The sequence below is a fragment of the Hyphomicrobium sp. genome, assembly GCF_036780825.1.
Classification (GTDB): domain Bacteria; phylum Pseudomonadota; class Alphaproteobacteria; order Rhizobiales; family Hyphomicrobiaceae; genus Hyphomicrobium_C.
Window position 1 is genome coordinate 17,716 of sequence record NZ_DAIQCD010000021.1, and the last position, 15,828, is coordinate 33,543.

The following is a 15,828-nucleotide window of genomic DNA, read 5'->3' on the forward strand; positions in this document are numbered from 1 at the left end:
GCCATCATCTCAATGTCCATCCACGATCTTCGGCCGAGCCGCCGCTCCGTTCTCGCTGCCGCGGCGGCAGCCGCAGCCGCTCCGCTCGTGCCCGGTCTCGCCTTACCGGCCCATGCGGCCGCGCCGCTGCTCGGCAGCTGGCAGCCGCGACACTGGCGCTACAGGGTCGGCAGCTTCGAAGTGACGACGATTGCGGATTCGGAGGCGTTCATCGATGGTCCCTTCCCGCTCATCGGCGGCAACGCCGCGGAGGAGGATGTGCGGCGGCTAATGCGCGACAACTTGCTGCCGGAGGGGCGCTATCAGCCGGGCTTCTCGCCGACGCTGGTCAACACCGGGCGCGAGATCGTGCTGTTCGACACTGGCAACGGCGAGAACGGCTTCGTGAAGCGCCCTGATGGCGGGTGGCTCGCCGCCAATCTCGCACCAGCCGGCTTCAAGCCCGAGGACATTGACGTCGTGGTGCTCAGCCACGGGCACCCCGATCACGTCGGCGGCATCATGGAGGGCGGCAAGCCGCTCTTCCCCAACGCTCGTTATATCATGGGCCAGATCGAATACGATTTCTGGGCCCCGGAGGATAAGCACAGCGGCGATCTCGCAGGCATGGCCGCGGTGTTCCACGCCAACACGAAGCCGGTGCTGGAGCGATTCACGTTCGTCAAGCCCGGCGACGAGGTTGTGCCCGGCATTCGCGCCATCGAGGCCTACGGGCACACGCCCGGCCATCTCAACTTCCTGATCGAGAGCGATGGCGCGGCCATCTACTTCTGGGGCGATTGCGCCCACCATCAGGTCGCCTCGCTGGCGCGGCCAGACTGGCACTGCGTGTTCGACATCGACCCCGAGCAAAGCGCCGTGACGCGAAAACGCATCTACGACAAGGTCGCCACCGACCGCCTCCCGGTCATCGGGTATCACATGCCGTTTCCGTCGGTCGGCTATGTTGAGCGGGCAGGTGCGGGCAGCTATCGGTGGCTCCCGCACAGCTATCAGCTTAGCCCCTGACGCGGCGACGACGGGCGCTGCTACGGCGCACACCCCCATCCTGCACGCAGCGCGATTGCACCTGCCTCCGCGAAACGCTGCGTGCGCGCGCAAGTCCGTTTGGTGATCGGCCATTCGGACTTGCGGAACCTTGAGGGAACGATTAGGGTACATTCACGATTTGTTTTGGTGAGTCTCGCTCGTTCCTGGGAACAGCGTCATCAGCAGATTGCTGATCGTCCGCCATCTGCGTGAGACTCAACCGAATAGCGGCCCTGTGCGCGGCCGCGCTGTTCGAGGGTACCAAAATCCATTCATCCGGCGCCCCGACGACCGGTGCAGGCACGGAGGCAAAATGCTCACTTCGAAGCAGAAAGAGCTGCTGCTTTTTATCCATGAGCGCATGCAGGCTGACGGCGTGCCGCCATCCTTCGACGAAATGAAGGATGCGCTCAGCCTGAAGAGCAAGTCAGGCATTCACAGGCTGATCACGGCACTCGTCGAGCGGGGTTTCATCCGCCGGCTGCCCCATCGGGCGCGCGCGATCGAGGTCCTGAAGTTGCCCGAAAGCGCCACCGTTTCGGCGGCCGCGGCGACCAGCGGCGGCGAGCCCCAGCGGCGCATCGGGTTTCAGCCAAGCGTCATCGAGGGCGCGAAGGCGCGCAACATCATTGCGCCCCCCTCGCACATGCTCGACAGCCGCACCGTGTCGGTGCCGGTGATGGGCCGGATCGCGGCGGGCGTTCCGATCTCGGCCATCCAGAACCACACGCACGATATCGCCTGCCCGCCGGATCTCCTCACCAACGGCGAGCACTTCGCACTCGAGGTTAAGGGCGATTCGATGATCGAAGCCGGCATTCATGACGGCGATACGGTCATCATCCGCCGCTGCGACACGGCAGAGAATGGAGACATCGTGGTGGCGCTCGTCGAGCAGGAGGAGGCAACGCTCAAGCGGCTGCGCAAGAGAGGCTCGACGCTGGCGCTGGAAGCGGCGAACCCCGAGTTCAAGACGCGGATCTTCGGCCCCGATCAGGTCGACATTCAGGGGCGGCTCGTGGGACTCATCCGCCGCTATTGATCGCGGCCTGTCTGTCGCGCAAGTGAGTATGGCTATGGTTCGGCGCCGTGGCGTCTCTGCTCCGTAGTCCTTGCCCTTCGCCAGAGCGCTTCCGGAAAAACGGGAACCGTTTTCCGGTGACGATTGGGCCAAAAAACACTTAGAGCCGTTCCTCGAGTCCGCGTGGACCGGAACGGCTGTCACCGGTCACAGCCATCAACGTGAAGCCCGGCCGGAGACTTGCGGGCGCAGCTGAGCGGGCGGCTGGGTCCAAGGGCGTGTGCCGCGGCGATCTCGTACTGTTTCGATATGCGCCGCGCGTATTGTTCCGTCATCATCCCGCACGAGGCGGATGGCATGCGCGCCGTTACGCAGAAGGGCCCTGCGGTCGATGAGGGCGAGAGCCGGCGCGCATCCCGGGGGCGGCCGCAACTCGGTGATCACGACGGGAGACCGGCGGCAGTCCTCGGCGAGGGCGGCCGCATGACGCGAAACCGCGACGCGTGTGCCCTTCGTCTCGCCAACGCAGCCGGTGCCATCACAACGGAAAAGACGGCCGCGCAAGGCTTCGCGCGGCCGGCGTCCGTCTCCGTCATGCTGAAGCCAGCGCGAGAGATCGAAGTTTCCGGAGCGCGTGCCGGTGGCGGCGAGGCGTCCATCGGGCCCACGTGCGGCCACGAGCGCCCCGCCCCGACCGGCCAGGATGTCGGGACGCTCGCCGCCACCTGCGAGGGCCAAGCCCGCGCCTATGGCAGCGACGCCGAGGAGACGCCAGCGCGTCTGCCACAGCGTGAGCCACAGCCCGCCGGCGATCAGGAACCCGAAGCTCGCGGCCGGTATCTCAGGGACATGGAGGACCGCGCCGGGCAGGCTCGCCACCCAGTAGGCGGTCGCAGTCATGAGATCGATGCCGAGCCCCATGGCCCAAAGCGCCAAAGGCTCGAGTCCGAACGGCATCAGCACAAGCGCCATCAGCGCTCCCGGCATCACCACAAGATCGCAGATCGGAAGCGCGATCAGGTTCGCGATCAGCGCATACTGCTGGCTGACTTGGAAATGGAAGATCCCGAATGGGGCCACCGCGAGGCTGGCAATGATCGTCGAGGCCACGATGCCACCGAAGAAGAACGCCACCGAGCGGAGTACGCTACGGCCCTGCGTCTCGGCGCGGGCGCGGACGGCCTCGTAGGCGGAAATTAGCGCGACGACGGCCGCGAACGACATCTGGAACCCGGCGTCGAGCAGGCTCTCGGGCATCAGAAGGAGCACGACCAGCGCCGCGATGGCGACGTTGCGCATGGCGATCGCCTGCCGGTCGAGCATGACGGCGACAAACATGATCGTCACCATGACGAAGGCCCGGAGCGTGGCGATCGAGCCGCCTGAGATCAGGAGATAGCAAAATCCACCGACGAGCGCCGCCCCGGCTGCCCATTTCTTGATGGGATAGCGCAGCGCCACGGCCGGAACGGCGGCGAGAAGCAGGCGGAGCGAGAGAAATACGGCGCCGGCCATGATGGCCATGTGCAGGCCCGAGATCGACAGAATATGGACGAGGCCTGAGTCGCGGTAGGCATCGTTCGTGGCGTCCGTGATGGCGCCGCGCTCGCCCGTGATCAGAGAGACGGCGATGGCCCCCGTTTCGCCCGGCAACGCCGTTGTCACCCGCTCACCGATAGCGCGGCGCAGGCGCTGGAGGGCGGCCCGTGCCCTCTGCTGCAGGCTTCCTTTGTCGGCTGTCGCAACGATCTTCGGAGCCTGCACGGCAAAGCCTGTGGCCCCGATGCCCTGGAACCAGGCCCAGCGCGCAAAGTCGTAGCCGCCGGGAAGCGCCGGAATAGCGGGTGGGCGCAGCGTCGCGATGAGGCGCACGCTGTCGCCCGGCTTGAGGTCCGGATGGGACGTCATCGTACGCACACGAACCACCGCCGGCCGCGCTTCGGGGGCAAGGCCCGCAATCGCCGTGACACGGATCGTGAGGCGCTCTCCGCGGGCGGCGCGGGGCTCGATCATCTCGACCATACCCTGAATGTCGGCGCGCGGAAGATCTCGGGCGAGCACGGGCGCCCGCGTCATTTCCGTGCGCACCTTGGCGGCTGCGAATCCGAGCGACGCGGCAAAAAGCACCGATATCGCCAGACGAAGGATTCCGCTCGCCGGACCGGCCGCCAGCAGGCCGCCGGAGATGAGCGGCACGGCGAGCGCCATCCAGGTGTCCGGCTCGGTCATGAGCGAGAAATAGGCCGCGATACCAATGCCAAATGCCACGGGCAGCCAGACGAACCAGCGTGCGCGCTCCCGCTCGAGTTGCCCCGCGATCAGTCCGCCACCGAGAAGGCACCCGGCGAGCACGCGCAGTGGCGCCGGCCATCGGCCCCCGCGCACGGCGCTGTCGCCCATGAGGTCCACGCTTTCCCCCCGCGTTCAACTTTTTCCCGAGATCTGGCCTCGGGGCGCCCTGGCATGCTACATGGCGGGCCGAACCTTCGGAATACGAGCCCTGATCTCTCATGACGGACACGCAACGGAGCGAGGACGGAGCACGAGTCGTCGTGCGCTTCGCCCCCTCGCCTACCGGCTATCTGCACATCGGCGGCGCCCGTACGGCGCTTTTCAATTGGCTCTACGCCAAGGCCAAGGGGGGCAAATTCCTCCTGCGCATCGAGGACACGGACCGCGAGCGCAACAATCCCGCGGCCGTCGCCGCCATTCTCGACGGTCTTTCCTGGCTCGGCCTCGCGTGGGACGGAGAACCCGTCTCGCAGTTTTCCCGCGCAAGCCGCCACCATGAGGTGGCGATGACGCTGCTCGAGGCCGGCACTGCCTATCGCTGCTTCATGACGCCGGCCGAGATCGATGCCATGCGCAAGGAAGCAGAAGCGCAGAAGCGGCCCTTCACCGTGCAATCGCCGTGGCGCGACCGGGCTCCCGAGGAGGCGCCCGCAGGCGCGCCGTTCGCCGTGCGGCTCAAGGCGCCGCGCGAAGGCGAGACCGTGGTCGAGGATCATGTGCAGGGCCGCGTCGTGTTCCAGAACAAGGAGCTTGACGACCTCATCATCCTGAGGAGCGACGGCAGCCCGACGTACAATCTCGCAGTGGTGGTGGACGACCACGACATGGGCGTCACCCATGTGATCCGCGGCGTCGATCATCTCACGAACACGGCGCGCCAGACGCAGATCTACCGCGCCATGGACTGGCCGGTGCCGCAGTGGGCGCATGTGCCTCTCATTCACGGTGCGGATGGCGCGAAGCTCTCCAAACGCCACGGCGCGCAAGGCATCGAGGACTATCGCGCCATGGGGTATCTGCCCGAAGCGCTGCGCAACTATCTCGTGCGGCTCGGCTGGAGCCATGGCGACGACGAGATCATCGCGACTGACGATCTCATCCGTTGGTTCGACATCGACGCCATCAACAAGAGCCCGGCGCGCTTCGACTTCAAGAAGCTCGACGATCTCAACGGCCACTATCTGCGCCGTACGGCAGACCCTGAGCTCCTGAAGGCGATCCAGGATCTTCTCCCGCATCTCGACTTCGCCGCGCTCCGCTCTCTCGCGCTCGATCCCAAGGAGCCGCCGCGCTCCGATGTCGCGCTGGCGCACGAGGTCGGAAAACAAGTGCCGAGCCTCGCTTCCGGCGCCGATCTCGCACAGCGCTTCGAGGAGCACGGCTGGGACAAGCTCGCTGCCGCCCTTCCGGCGCTCAAGGAGCGCGCGAAGACGCTGGCCGAGCTCATCGGCCAGGCGCTCTTCCTCGTCGCCGAACGCCCGCTCAAGCTCGACGACAAGGCGCAGAAGCTTCTCGACGGCGATGGCAAGGCGACCCTTGCGGCGCTGCTGCCGCGGCTCGAGGCTTCACAGGATTGGACGGCGACAGCGCTCGAGACGCTGGTGCGCGGCTATGCGGAAGAAACCGGCACCAAGCTCGGCAAGGTCGCACAGCCGCTGCGCTCGGCGCTGACAGGGCGTACGGTGTCACCTCCCGTATTCGATGTCATGGCAGTTCTCGGGCGCGAAGAGGCGCTCGCCCGCGTGGGCGAGCAAATTGGCTAACGCTTTCGTAAAACGCTTGCCATTTCATCGTTCCGTGGAACGGCGTATCCGCTATACTGCGGCGCAGCAACAATCCCCGCGGCCGGCCATGGCGGGCTGTTCGCCAAGATCGGACGCAATCCGGCACCTGCCCCAAGAGGAGAAGCGGCATGAGCGTGCATGACACCTCACCACCAGGCACAGGCATGACCCGTCAGGCAGAACTCGTCCTCGACGGGAACAGGGTGCCTCTCGAGGTGCGACGCGGAACCATCGGTCCGGACGTCATCGACATCGGGCACGTGTACCGCGATACGGGCTGCTTCTCTTACGATCCGGGGTTCACCTCGACCGCGAACTGCTCGTCGTCGATCACCTATATCGACGGCGACAAGGGAGAGCTGCTCTATCGCGGCTACTCCATCGACGAGTTGGCGGAGAATTCAAACTTCCTCGCTACGTGCTACCTGCTGCTGCACGGTGAGCTGCCGACCAACGACGAGTTCCGCGTCTTCCGGCGCACCATCACGCGGCACACCATGGTGCACGAGCAGATGACGCGCTTCTTCAGCGGGTTCCGCCGCGATGCGCATCCTATGTCGGTCATGGTGGCGGTGGTCGGTGCGCTGTCGTCGTTCTATCACGACTCGACCGACATCAACGATCCGAAGCAGCGCGAGACCGCCAGCCACCGCATGGTCGCCAAGATGCCGACCATTGCGGCCATGGCGTACAAGTATTCGATCGGCCAGCCGTTCATCTATCCGAGGAACGATCTCGACTACACGTCGAACTTCCTGCAGATGTGCTTCTCGGTGCCGTGCGAGCCTTACATCGTCAATCCGGTGGTGGCCCGCGCACTCGACCGTATCTTCATCCTGCACGCCGATCATGAGCAGAACGCATCCACCTCGACGGTGCGCCTTGCCGGCTCCTCGGGCGCCAACCCGTTCGCGTGCATCGCGGCCGGCATCGCGTGTCTCTGGGGGCCGGCGCACGGGGGTGCCAATGAAGCGGCGCTCAACATGCTCGAGGAGATCGGCACCGTCGATCGCATCCCCGAGTACATCGAGAAGGCCAAGGACAAATCCTCGGGCTTCCGCCTGATGGGCTTCGGCCACCGCGTCTACAAGAACTACGATCCGCGCGCCAAGGTAATGCAGAAGACCGCCCACCAGGTGCTCGACGAGCTCGACAAGCGCAACGAGCCGCTGCTCAAGGTGGCGATGGAGCTCGAGCGGATCGCACTCGAGGACGAGTACTTCATCGAGAAGAAGCTCTATCCCAACATCGATTTCTATTCCGGCATCACGCTGCGCGCGATGGGTTTCCCGGTGTCGATGTTCACCGTGCTGTTCGCGGTGGCGCGCACCGTCGGCTGGATCGCGCAGTGGAAGGAGATGATCGTGGATCCCGAGCAGCGCATCGGCCGCCCGCGCCAGCTCTACATCGGACCTGCACGCCGACCGTTCCCGAAGCCGGCCGAGTGAGTCTCCCGGAGGGGCGCCGGCCCCTTCGCGCTCAAGCTTCCCCCATCCTCCGGCCATCCCTCGCATAATCCACGACGATCCGCGCGGCGGCTGCGCTCGGGCTGCCGCTCTCGATGTGCATCAGCTCGGGAATACGCGCCAGCGCCGCGCGTTGGCCCTCTCTTTCGGGCGTCTCGGAAAAAAGCGGCCTGAGAGCGGCTGCAAGGTTCTCCGGGCTGCTTTGCTCCTGGTGCATCTCGGGGAAGGCGTTCTCTCCAAGCACGAGGTTCGCGAGCACCGTCGTCGGCGCCTTGATCAGCCGGCGCAGAAAGGGAGCCGCCACCGGATCGACGCGATAGGCGACGACCATCGGCGTGCCGGCAAGTGCAAGTTCGAGCGTCACCGTGCCCGAAGCCGCGAGCGCAGCCTGCGCCAACTTGAAGGCTTGGAACTTCTCTTCCTCGCCCTCGACGATGTGCGCCGGCAACGGCCAGGATCGCAGGCCCCGTTCCACCAACGCCCGCACGTGGGCGACACACGGCAGGATCACGTGTGGCTCGATGCCTCGCGCCACGAGGCAGCGCAAGGTCTCCCCGAACGGCTCCATAAGGCGGCCGACCTCCGACGTGCGGCTGCCCGGCAGCACGACGATGACGGGGCGCGCGGGATCCAGTCCGAGCCGGGCGCTGAGCGGGCCGGGATCGAGCGCAGACAGCCAATCGAGGCGCTCGATAAGCGAATGACCGACGTAGCTGCAGGGCGGGCCGCCGAGGCGGCGGTGGACGCCTGGCTCGAACGGCAGGATCGCGAGAACATGGTCGACGTAGGCGCGCATCTTGCGGGCGCGCCCCGGCCTCCACGCCCAGACGCTCGGGCTTACATAGTCGAGGATCGGTATGTCGGGCCGGCGCTTGCGGATGCGTTTCGCGATCGGATGGGTGAACTCTGGGCTGTCGATAATGACGACGGCGTCGGGCTCGAAGGCGATGGCGCGATCGACGGTGGCGTGGACGCGGCTGACGATCCGCGGCAAGCGGCGCAGGATCGAGAGTGGCCCCATGACGGCGACATCGGATAAGGGAAAGTCGGAGGCGAAGCCGCCCTCGCTTTCCATCTTTTCTCCACCGACGCCGGCGAGCCGCAGGCGATCGCCGAGCTCATCGCGCAGCGCCGCGATCAGCTTCGCGCCGAGCGCATCGCCGGAATGCTCCCCCGCGACGAGAAAGATCCGCACCTCGCGGGATGGGCGAGGCAAAGGCACGGCCTGGTCCATCATCATGCACTCCCACCAGCGTTGCGGCGCACGAGGACGAACACGTCTTGCTTATCGGCGGCAGCGATGGCGCTTGCCAAAGTCTCGCCGCCTGCCAGGCCACCCGCTGCTGCGATGCCGGCGTAGCCCGCCGCCGCCGCCGCGTCGACCACATGAGGCGTGAGATGCGCAAGCGTTCTCAGGCCGACGACGCCGCGCCGACGATGCGTCAGGCTCGCCCACTGCCGCAGGCCCGCCGCACGCTCGACAGTTGTCACGACACCCTCCCCGCCAGCCTCGACCGCAAGCACATGGTTGCGCACCACGACGGCCGCCTGCCCGGCCTCATCGACGACGGAGGCGAGCGCGTCGATGGCCGCCAGTGCCTTGGCGGTGTCGAGAACGGCATGGCCGCGTGGCGAAACGCGCCCGAGCGGCTGCAAATCTTTCGCCGCCGAACGAGCCGCGGTGCCGGAATCAAAGCGGCGCGGGGAGATCGCCCCCTCGCCGTCCCGGACGCCTTCAACGAACATTCCAAGCGACTCCGCCCGTGCGATGGTGCGCGTCCGGTCGGCCACCAGCACGCCTCCCGCCTCTACTGCAATGCCTGCTAGGCCTGCCGCGCGGACGCCGTCCACAGTCGCCGGCCCAATAGCAGGCATGTCGACCCGCAGGTCCTGCCCGGGCTTCGAGCGCTTGACGAGGACGCCGCGGCCCTGCGCTCCCTCGCCTCTGACGCGTCCAATCATACGGTCGGTTCCCTCCACACCTTCGATGGCCAGCAGGCGCCCGTTGCGGACGATCACGCCCTGGCCGATGTCGTAGGCGCCAAGAGCGCGGATCACGGCGAGGCCCTTGGCGATATCGGACTGATGATCCGGTGTCGCGCGCACCAAGCCCAGCGGCCCCTCGCCGACGACCAGCTCGGGCGCAGCTTCCGCCGGCCCGACGACGCGGAGCCCCCGCTGCTCGAAGAAGCGCACGACGCGACGCAGAACGCTGTCGTCACCGCCGGAAGCGACGATACGGATGAGGTTCGGGAGGTAGCGGAAGAAGCCGAGGTCGGGTTTGAGTCCGGCAAGCTCCGGGCGATGCACGTGGCCGACGATGATGAGCTCGCTGGCGCGGCACGCTTTAAGCGCCCGCACCATGGCACCGATCTGCCCCCAGTTGACCACCGTCACCGGGTGCGGACCGAAGTCGCCATCCGCCTCGCCGTCGATGGCGACGATGGAGACGGCGATGCCGCGCTCCGCCGCGCTGTCGGCGATCTCCCGCGGCAGGCCGCCGCCGCCGGCCAATATTCCAAGCCGTCGCGTGCCGCCGTCCATCTTACCCCTGCTGCCTGTCGCCCGCTCGATGGCATGGCTATAGACAGGCTGCGGGCCGCAGACAACGGGCGGCGGCGCATTATCGCTTTCCGACGCCCGTGGCCTGCGGCCCGCGGCATTCTTACGCTGGGCTAGAGTGCTTCCGGAAAAGTGGGAACCGGCCCCCGATTCCGGAACGACTCTAGGCTAAGTTCCGCGCATCAAATGTCGATGGCGTTATCCCGCTCCCATTGGGTGAAGTGGGTCGCATAGCTGTTCCATTCCTTCATCTTCATATTGATGTAGGCCTTGGAAAAGTCCTCGCCGAGAATGTTCTTCAGCGCCGCGTCGCCGTCGAACGCACGGATGGCGTCGAGAAGGTTCAGCGGCAGCCGGGGCGCATCCTTCACGGTGTGCCCGTCCTGGTACATGTCGATGTCGAGCGGCTTGCCCGGGTCGGCCTTGCGCTCGACGCCGCTGATGCCCGCCGCGATGATCGCCGCCTGCATCAGATAGGGGTTCACGGCCGTATCGGGCAGGCGAAATTCGAAACGCCCCTTGCCCGGCACGCGCACCATATGCGTGCGGTTGTTCCCGGACCACGTGACGCTGTTCGGCGCCCAGGTCGAGCCCGAGGCGGTGCGTGGCGCGTTGATACGCTTGTAGGAGTTGACCACCGGGTTGGTGATGGCGGTCATCGCCGCCGAGTGCTGGATGACACCGCCCATGAAGCTGTAGGCCATCTTGGAGAGGCCCATCTCGTTGGACTTGTCATAGAACGTGCTCGTCTTGCCGGTCTCGACATCCCAACCGGAGATGTGGGCGTGGCAGCCATTGCCGGTGAGCGTGGGGAACGGCTTCGGCATGAAGGTTGCCCGCATGCCGTACTTTTCTGCGATCGTCCGCACCATGAACTTGAAGAACGCATGGCGGTCCGCCGTCGGCACGGCATCGTCGTAGATCCAGTTCATCTCGAACTGGCCGTTGGCGTCCTCATGGTCGTTCTGGTACGGCTCCCAGCCGAGCTGGTACATGTAATCGCAGATCTCGGAGATCATGTCGTAACGGCGCATGATGGCCAGCTGGTCGTAGCAAGGCTTCACGGCCGTGTCGTAGCTGTCGGCGAGCTGCGTGCCGTCCGAGTTGATCAGGAAGAACTCGAGCTCGATGCCGGTCTTGATGCGGACGCCAAGTTCAGCCGCGCGGGCGACAACGTTCTTGAGAACGACGCGGGGCGCCTGGCCGACGGGCTTGTCCTCCATGATGCAATCGGCGGGAACCCATGCCACCTCGGGCTTCCAGGGAAGCTGGATGAGGCCCGAGGGGTCGGGAATGCCGAGCGTATCGGGATGCGCCGGCGTCATGTCGAAGCCGCCCGCGAAGCCAGCGAAGCCCGCGCCGCCCTTCTGGATGTCGGCGATCGCGGTCGCCGGCACCAGCTTGGCGCGCTGGAAGCCGAAGAGATCCGTAAACGAGATCAGAAAATAGCGGATGCCGCGCTCTTTGGCGATCGAGGCGAGATCCTGCGTTGCACGAATATCGTGCTCTTTGCCGATGGTGGCGAGATCGTGTGTCATGCCTGTTCCCCAACTTGGGTTGACGCTTCCTCAGGAGTTTTATTTTTCGGGTTATGGGCCCGAAGGTATTTTTCTTAGGCACAGATAATTCGCCCCCGGGCCTGTACCGGCCCGGGGGACGTTTCGCTCAGAGATTGTTCTGCCCTGGGATCCAGTTCGTGCCCGCCAGCGGCACCCTGGCCATGGCCGCCGCCTCGATGGTCAGCGCGCAAAGATCCTCGGGCTCGAGGTTGTGCACGTGGTTGTGGCCAGCGGCGCGAGCGATGGTCTGGATCTCGAGTGCCATCACCTTGAGGTAGTTGGCGAGACGACGTCCGGCGCGGATCGGATCGAGACGCTTGGAAAGCTCCGGATCCTGCGTCGTGATGCCGGCAGGATCGCGTCCCTCATGCCAGTCGTCGTAAGCGCCGGCCGTGGTGTGCAGCTTCCGATATTCGGCCTCGAGATCGGGATCGTTGTCACCGATGGCGACGAGCGCCGCGGTGCCGATGGAGACCGCGTCGGCGCCGAGCGCCAGCGCCTTCGCTGCATCGGCGCCATTCCGAATGCCGCCCGACACGATGAGCTGCACCTTGCGATGCATGCCCAGGTCCTGCAGCGCCTGGACGGCGGGCCGAACGCAGGCGAGTGTCGGCTGGCCGATATGCTCGATGAACACCTCCTGCGTGGCGGCCGTGCCGCCCTGCATGCCATCGATCACCACCACGTCGGCGCCGGCCTTGACTGCGAGCGCGACGTCATAATAGGGACGCGCGCCGGCGACCTTGACGTAAATCGGCTTCTCCCAGTCCGTGATCTCGCGGAGCTCGAGGATCTTGACCTCGAGATCGTCGGGTCCGGTCCAGTCGGGATGGCGGCACGAGGAGCGCTGATCGATGCCCTTGGGCAGCGAGCGCATTTCGGCGACGCGGTCCGAGATCTTCTGTCCGAGCAGCATGCCACCGCCGCCGGGCTTGGCGCCCTGCCCGACCACGACCTCGATGGCATCGGCCCGACGCAGGTCGTCCGGGTTCATGCCGTAGCGCGAGGGCAGAAGCTGATAGACGAGCGTTTCCGAATGGCCGCGCTCCTCGGGCGTCATGCCACCGTCACCGGTGGTGGTCGACGTTCCGGAGAGCGTCGCGCCGCGGCCGAGGGCCTCCTTCGCGTTCGCAGAGAGCGAGCCGAAGCTCATGCCGGCAATGGTAATCGGAATCTTGAGCTCGATCGGTTTCTTCGCAAAGCGCGTGCCGAGCGTGACGCTCGTCGAGCAGCGCTCGCGGTAGCCCTCGAGGGGATATCGCGAAATCGACGCGCCCAGGAACAGGAGGTCGTCGAAATTCGGGACCTTACGTTTCGCGCCGCCGCCGCGAATGTCATAGATGCCGGTCAGCGCAGCCCGCCGGATCTCCGACAACGTGTAGTCGTCGAACGTGGCGGACATACGTGGCGTCGTTGGAGGATTATGGTAGCTCATCAGTATGCGTCCGCGTTATCGATGTTGAAGGTGTAGAGCTTGCGGGCGGAGCCGTAGCGCTTGAACTCCGAGGTCTTCACCCCATTGACGCCGGCCTTGTCGAGAAGGGCCTGAAGCGCCTCATGATGCTCGGGGCGCATCTCCTTCTCGATGCAGTCGGCACCGAGGCTCTTGACCGAGCCGCGCACGAAAAGGCGCGCCTCGTAGATGGAGTCGCCGAGCGCATCGCCGGCGTCGCCCAGCACGACGAGATTACCTTTCTGCGCCATGAAGGCCGACATGTGGCCGATGTTGCCCTTCACGATGATGTCGATGCCCTTCATCGAGATGCCGCATCGCGCGGATGCGTCACCCTCGATCAGGAGCAGGCCGCCGTGCGCCGTGGCGCCCGCATATTGGCTCGCGTTGCCTTTCACGACCACGCGGCCCGACATCATGTTCTCGGCAGCGCCCTGGCCGGCAGAGCCGTGCACCACGACGGTTGCCTGCTTGTTCATGCCGGCGCAGTAGTAGCCAACGGAACCGTGGATGTTGACCGTGACGGGAGCGTCGAGACCGACGGCGACCGCATGCTGGCCACGCGGGTTAAGGACTTCCCATTCCGTCTCGTTGGATCCGTCCTTAATTTGATGCAGGCTCGAATTGAGCTCGCGCAGGGACGTGGTTTCCAGATCAATCGATCGCATCGTGTCAGCGCTCCCAGAAGTAGACGGTTGCCGGCTCGGGTTCCCAAACCCTCGCGTTCTCGATGCCGGGGAGCCCGGCGAGCGCGCGATACTCGGATCCGAATGCAACGTATTGGTCGGTCTCGGCCAGCACGGCGGGCTTGCATGCAATATGATCGCGCACCACGCCGAAGCCGTCCTTCGTGCCGACGACGAAGGTGAAGAAACCGTCGAGATCATCGAGGCTTTTCTCGAGCGCCTGACCCAGGTTGAGGCCCTGGTTCATCCGCCACGTCAGGTAGGCCGCAGCGACCTCGCTGTCGTTCTCGGTCTCGAACGTCATGCCGTCGCGGCGCAGATCGCGGCGAAGGTTGTTGTGGTTCGAGAGCGAGCCATTATGCACGAGGCACTGGTCGGCGCCGGTCGAGAAGGGATGCGCGCCGAGCGTCGTCACCGCGCTCTCCGTGGCCATCCGCGTATGCCCGATGGCGTGCGTACCGCTCATCTTGGCGAGTTCGAATTGCTTGGCGACCTCGGTCGGGTAACCGACCTCCTTGTAGATCTCGATCGTCTCGCCGCGGCCCATGATACGGACGTTGGGAAATGAGGCCCGGATCGCGGACTGCACGGCATCGACCTTGTCAGCCGGGCACGTCAGCACGGCGTGCGTCGACTTCACGTCGAGATCGACCGTGGCGCCGATTTCCTTACCGAGGGCGGCAGCGAGACCGGCGAAAGAGTCATCGGGTGTATCGGATTGCAGCGTGATCTTGGCCTTGCCGGAGCTCGGCGCGCCGTAGACCGCAAAACCGGCCGAGTCCGGCCCACGCTCACACATGGTTGCGAGCATCCCAGCCGTCAGCTCGCCGAGCCGCGGCTCAAGGGCCTTGTCCTTTATGAACAGTCCCACAATTCCACACATTGTTGGCGGTTCCCTATCGTTTTTCCTGCGGCAGATTAGCAGCAGCGGAGAACCGTTTCAACTAAGAAGAAACTTTTTTTCCTGTTGAGATAGCCTGACAAGCACGCGTCCGCCATGCTTCAAAGTTCAGCCGCGCGATCCTGTAGGCGTCGGGGATGGAGAGCGCCCAGACGAACAGGCCGCCGGCCGAACGCCCCACGAACGAGTGATCGGGCGTCGTCGTGTGCCAGGACACAAGCGCCAGAAGAAGCGAGAAAAAAGCGAACCCGAACCCGCGCTGCGGCTGCCCGATCGCCACATGTCCGCTCCCCGGCAGCACGATCGCGAGCGCAAGGACGGCATAAGGATGCATCGGCCGGCGATCAGGTTTCATGATGCTGAGCCTCCCTTTGCCTATGGGTCACGAACAGGCGCATCGTCTCCATTGCAGCGAGGAGCTCCGACATCGTTCCGGCGGCGACGGCGGCATCGTCGAAAACGGCCTGCCGCAGCAGCAGGTAGTCGCCTCGCCGGGCTTCGCCGGCCTGCCGGATCATGCGCAGCCCCTTGCGGGTGACGGCAATCTCCTTAATGCGCGGATCTGCAAGCAGCGCCGCCATCGGCTGCGCCAGTCTTTCGAGCAGATGCACCGCGCTCGCGTTTTCACCGCGGATCATGATCTCTTGCGGAAAGGTATCCGGCGTCTCGAGCACGTGGTGGAAACGGCCCGTCAGACTGTAGAATTCATAGCCGGACGGGCGCACCAGCACCGCAAGCTCCGCTATTCCTTCGATGGGCGTGAGGACGGTCAGTTGCAGCCAGAGCTGCGGCAGCCGGCGAATGGTCATGCCGTCGCTGATCAATCTTGCGTCCACGCGCCGGCCATCCCGCCAGCCGGAGAGCCGTGGAAAGCCGTCTTCGCCGTGCGTGAGCGATGGATCCTCAAGAACCTGCACACACGCGTCGAGCAGACCGCGCCGCTCGGCGAGGCGGACGCGATGCGCCCGCACGGCCAGCCAGCCGAATGCCGCTAGGGCCAGAGAGAAACCGAAAGCGCTCGAAACGAAAGGCACGGCGAGGCTCCGTTTGGATTAGCCACGATGCCCCGGGCACA

General features: G+C 65.5%; 13 protein-coding genes. 4 read left to right on the plus strand and 9 right to left on the minus strand.

Going from position 1 to position 15,828, the window contains the following annotated elements; translation table 11 throughout:
* Window positions 1–12 precede the first annotated feature (12 nt).
* Window positions 13–1,008 (plus strand): MBL fold metallo-hydrolase, encoded by a 996-nt coding sequence (locus V7P99_RS09995; RefSeq protein WP_333794666.1) that lies wholly within the window; start codon window positions 13–15, stop codon window positions 1,006–1,008.
* 334 nt (window positions 1,009–1,342) lie between these two features.
* Window positions 1,343–2,071 (plus strand): transcriptional repressor LexA, encoded by a 729-nt coding sequence (gene lexA / locus V7P99_RS10000; protein ID WP_333794667.1) that lies wholly within the window; start codon window positions 1,343–1,345, stop codon window positions 2,069–2,071.
* Window positions 2,072–2,266: 195 nt separating this feature from the next.
* On the opposite strand, the gene V7P99_RS10005 is transcribed toward lexA, so the two are convergent.
* Window positions 2,267–4,450, minus strand: coding sequence for a ComEC/Rec2 family competence protein (locus V7P99_RS10005; protein WP_333794668.1), 2,184 nt, complete (start codon window positions 4,448–4,450; stop codon window positions 2,267–2,269).
* A gap of 110 nt (window positions 4,451–4,560) precedes the next feature.
* Here V7P99_RS10005 and gltX point away from each other — a divergent pair, with 110 nt between their 5' ends.
* Entirely contained in the window at window positions 4,561–6,105 is a 1,545-nt protein-coding gene (gene gltX, locus V7P99_RS10010; RefSeq protein WP_333794669.1) for a glutamate--tRNA ligase, read from the plus strand.
* 185 nt (window positions 6,106–6,290) lie between these two features.
* Window positions 6,291–7,574, plus strand: coding sequence for a citrate synthase (gene gltA, locus V7P99_RS10015; protein ID WP_333794690.1), 1,284 nt, complete (start codon window positions 6,291–6,293; stop codon window positions 7,572–7,574).
* Between the two features lie 31 nt (window positions 7,575–7,605).
* Here the strand turns inward: gltA and lpxB are convergent, their stop codons facing one another.
* The 8 genes from lpxB to V7P99_RS10055 all read right to left on the minus strand — a co-directional run bounded on the left by lpxB (window position 7,606) and on the right by V7P99_RS10055 (window position 15,787).
* Window positions 7,606–8,832 carry a lipid-A-disaccharide synthase gene (gene lpxB, locus V7P99_RS10020; RefSeq protein ID WP_442909893.1) on the minus strand — a complete coding sequence of 409 codons (1,227 nt, stop codon included), beginning with the start codon at window positions 8,830–8,832 and terminating at the stop codon, window positions 7,606–7,608.
* Window positions 8,829–10,136, minus strand: coding sequence for a UDP-2,3-diacylglucosamine diphosphatase LpxI domain-containing protein (gene lpxI / locus V7P99_RS10025; protein WP_333794670.1), 1,308 nt, complete (start codon window positions 10,134–10,136; stop codon window positions 8,829–8,831). The genes lpxB and lpxI overlap by 4 nt, the downstream gene beginning before the upstream one ends.
* 200 nt (window positions 10,137–10,336) lie before the next feature.
* A complete protein-coding gene (gene glnT, locus V7P99_RS10030; protein ID WP_333794671.1) occupies window positions 10,337–11,692 on the minus strand; it encodes a type III glutamate--ammonia ligase in 1,356 nt (451 codons plus the stop codon).
* Between the two features lie 127 nt (window positions 11,693–11,819).
* Window positions 11,820–13,148: an FMN-binding glutamate synthase family protein gene (locus V7P99_RS10035; RefSeq protein WP_333794672.1), complete on the minus strand. Its 1,329-nt coding sequence runs from the start codon at window positions 13,146–13,148 to the stop codon at window positions 11,820–11,822.
* Window positions 13,148–13,834, minus strand: a complete 687-nt coding sequence (locus V7P99_RS10040; RefSeq protein WP_333794673.1) for a GXGXG domain-containing protein — start codon at window positions 13,832–13,834, stop codon at window positions 13,148–13,150. The genes V7P99_RS10035 and V7P99_RS10040 overlap by 1 nt, the downstream gene beginning before the upstream one ends.
* A 4-nt stretch (window positions 13,835–13,838) precedes the next feature.
* Complete coding sequence (locus V7P99_RS10045) at window positions 13,839–14,735, minus strand: class II glutamine amidotransferase (RefSeq protein ID WP_333794674.1); 897 nt, start codon at window positions 14,733–14,735, stop codon at window positions 13,839–13,841.
* 61 nt (window positions 14,736–14,796) lie between these two features.
* Window positions 14,797–15,108 carry a hypothetical protein gene (locus V7P99_RS10050; RefSeq protein WP_333794675.1) on the minus strand — a complete coding sequence of 104 codons (312 nt, stop codon included), beginning with the start codon at window positions 15,106–15,108 and terminating at the stop codon, window positions 14,797–14,799.
* The gene (locus tag V7P99_RS10055) at window positions 15,098–15,787 is read right to left on the minus strand and encodes a hypothetical protein (protein ID WP_333794676.1); all 690 of its coding nucleotides are present in this window, start codon (window positions 15,785–15,787) and stop codon (window positions 15,098–15,100) included. The genes V7P99_RS10050 and V7P99_RS10055 overlap by 11 nt, the downstream gene beginning before the upstream one ends.
* Between the last annotated feature and the right edge of the window lie 41 nt (window positions 15,788–15,828).

Bases quoted from the DNA above. Each gene is read 5' to 3' on its own strand.
- V7P99_RS10040 (WP_333794673.1), bottom strand. From the start codon at position 13,834: ATGCGATCGATTGATCTGGAAACCACGTCCCTGCGCGAGCTCAATTCG.
- V7P99_RS10050 (WP_333794675.1), bottom strand. From the start codon at position 15,108: ATGAAACCTGATCGCCGGCCGATGCATCCTTATGCCGTCCTTGCGCTC.
- glnT (WP_333794671.1), bottom strand. From the start codon at position 11,692: ATGACACACGATCTCGCCACCATCGGCAAAGAGCACGATATTCGTGCA.
- gltX (WP_333794669.1), top strand. From the start codon at position 4,561: ATGACGGACACGCAACGGAGCGAGGACGGAGCACGAGTCGTCGTGCGC.
- lpxB (WP_442909893.1), bottom strand. From the start codon at position 8,832: ATGATGATGGACCAGGCCGTGCCTTTGCCTCGCCCATCCCGCGAGGTG.
- gltA (WP_333794690.1), top strand. From the start codon at position 6,291: ATGACCCGTCAGGCAGAACTCGTCCTCGACGGGAACAGGGTGCCTCTC.
- V7P99_RS10005 (WP_333794668.1), bottom strand. From the start codon at position 4,450: ATGGGCGACAGCGCCGTGCGCGGGGGCCGATGGCCGGCGCCACTGCGC.
- V7P99_RS09995 (WP_333794666.1), top strand. From the start codon at position 13: ATGTCCATCCACGATCTTCGGCCGAGCCGCCGCTCCGTTCTCGCTGCC.
- lpxI (WP_333794670.1), bottom strand. From the start codon at position 10,136: ATGGACGGCGGCACGCGACGGCTTGGAATATTGGCCGGCGGCGGCGGC.
- V7P99_RS10045 (WP_333794674.1), bottom strand. From the start codon at position 14,735: ATGTGTGGAATTGTGGGACTGTTCATAAAGGACAAGGCCCTTGAGCCG.
- lexA (WP_333794667.1), top strand. From the start codon at position 1,343: ATGCTCACTTCGAAGCAGAAAGAGCTGCTGCTTTTTATCCATGAGCGC.
- V7P99_RS10035 (WP_333794672.1), bottom strand. From the start codon at position 13,148: ATGAGCTACCATAATCCTCCAACGACGCCACGTATGTCCGCCACGTTC.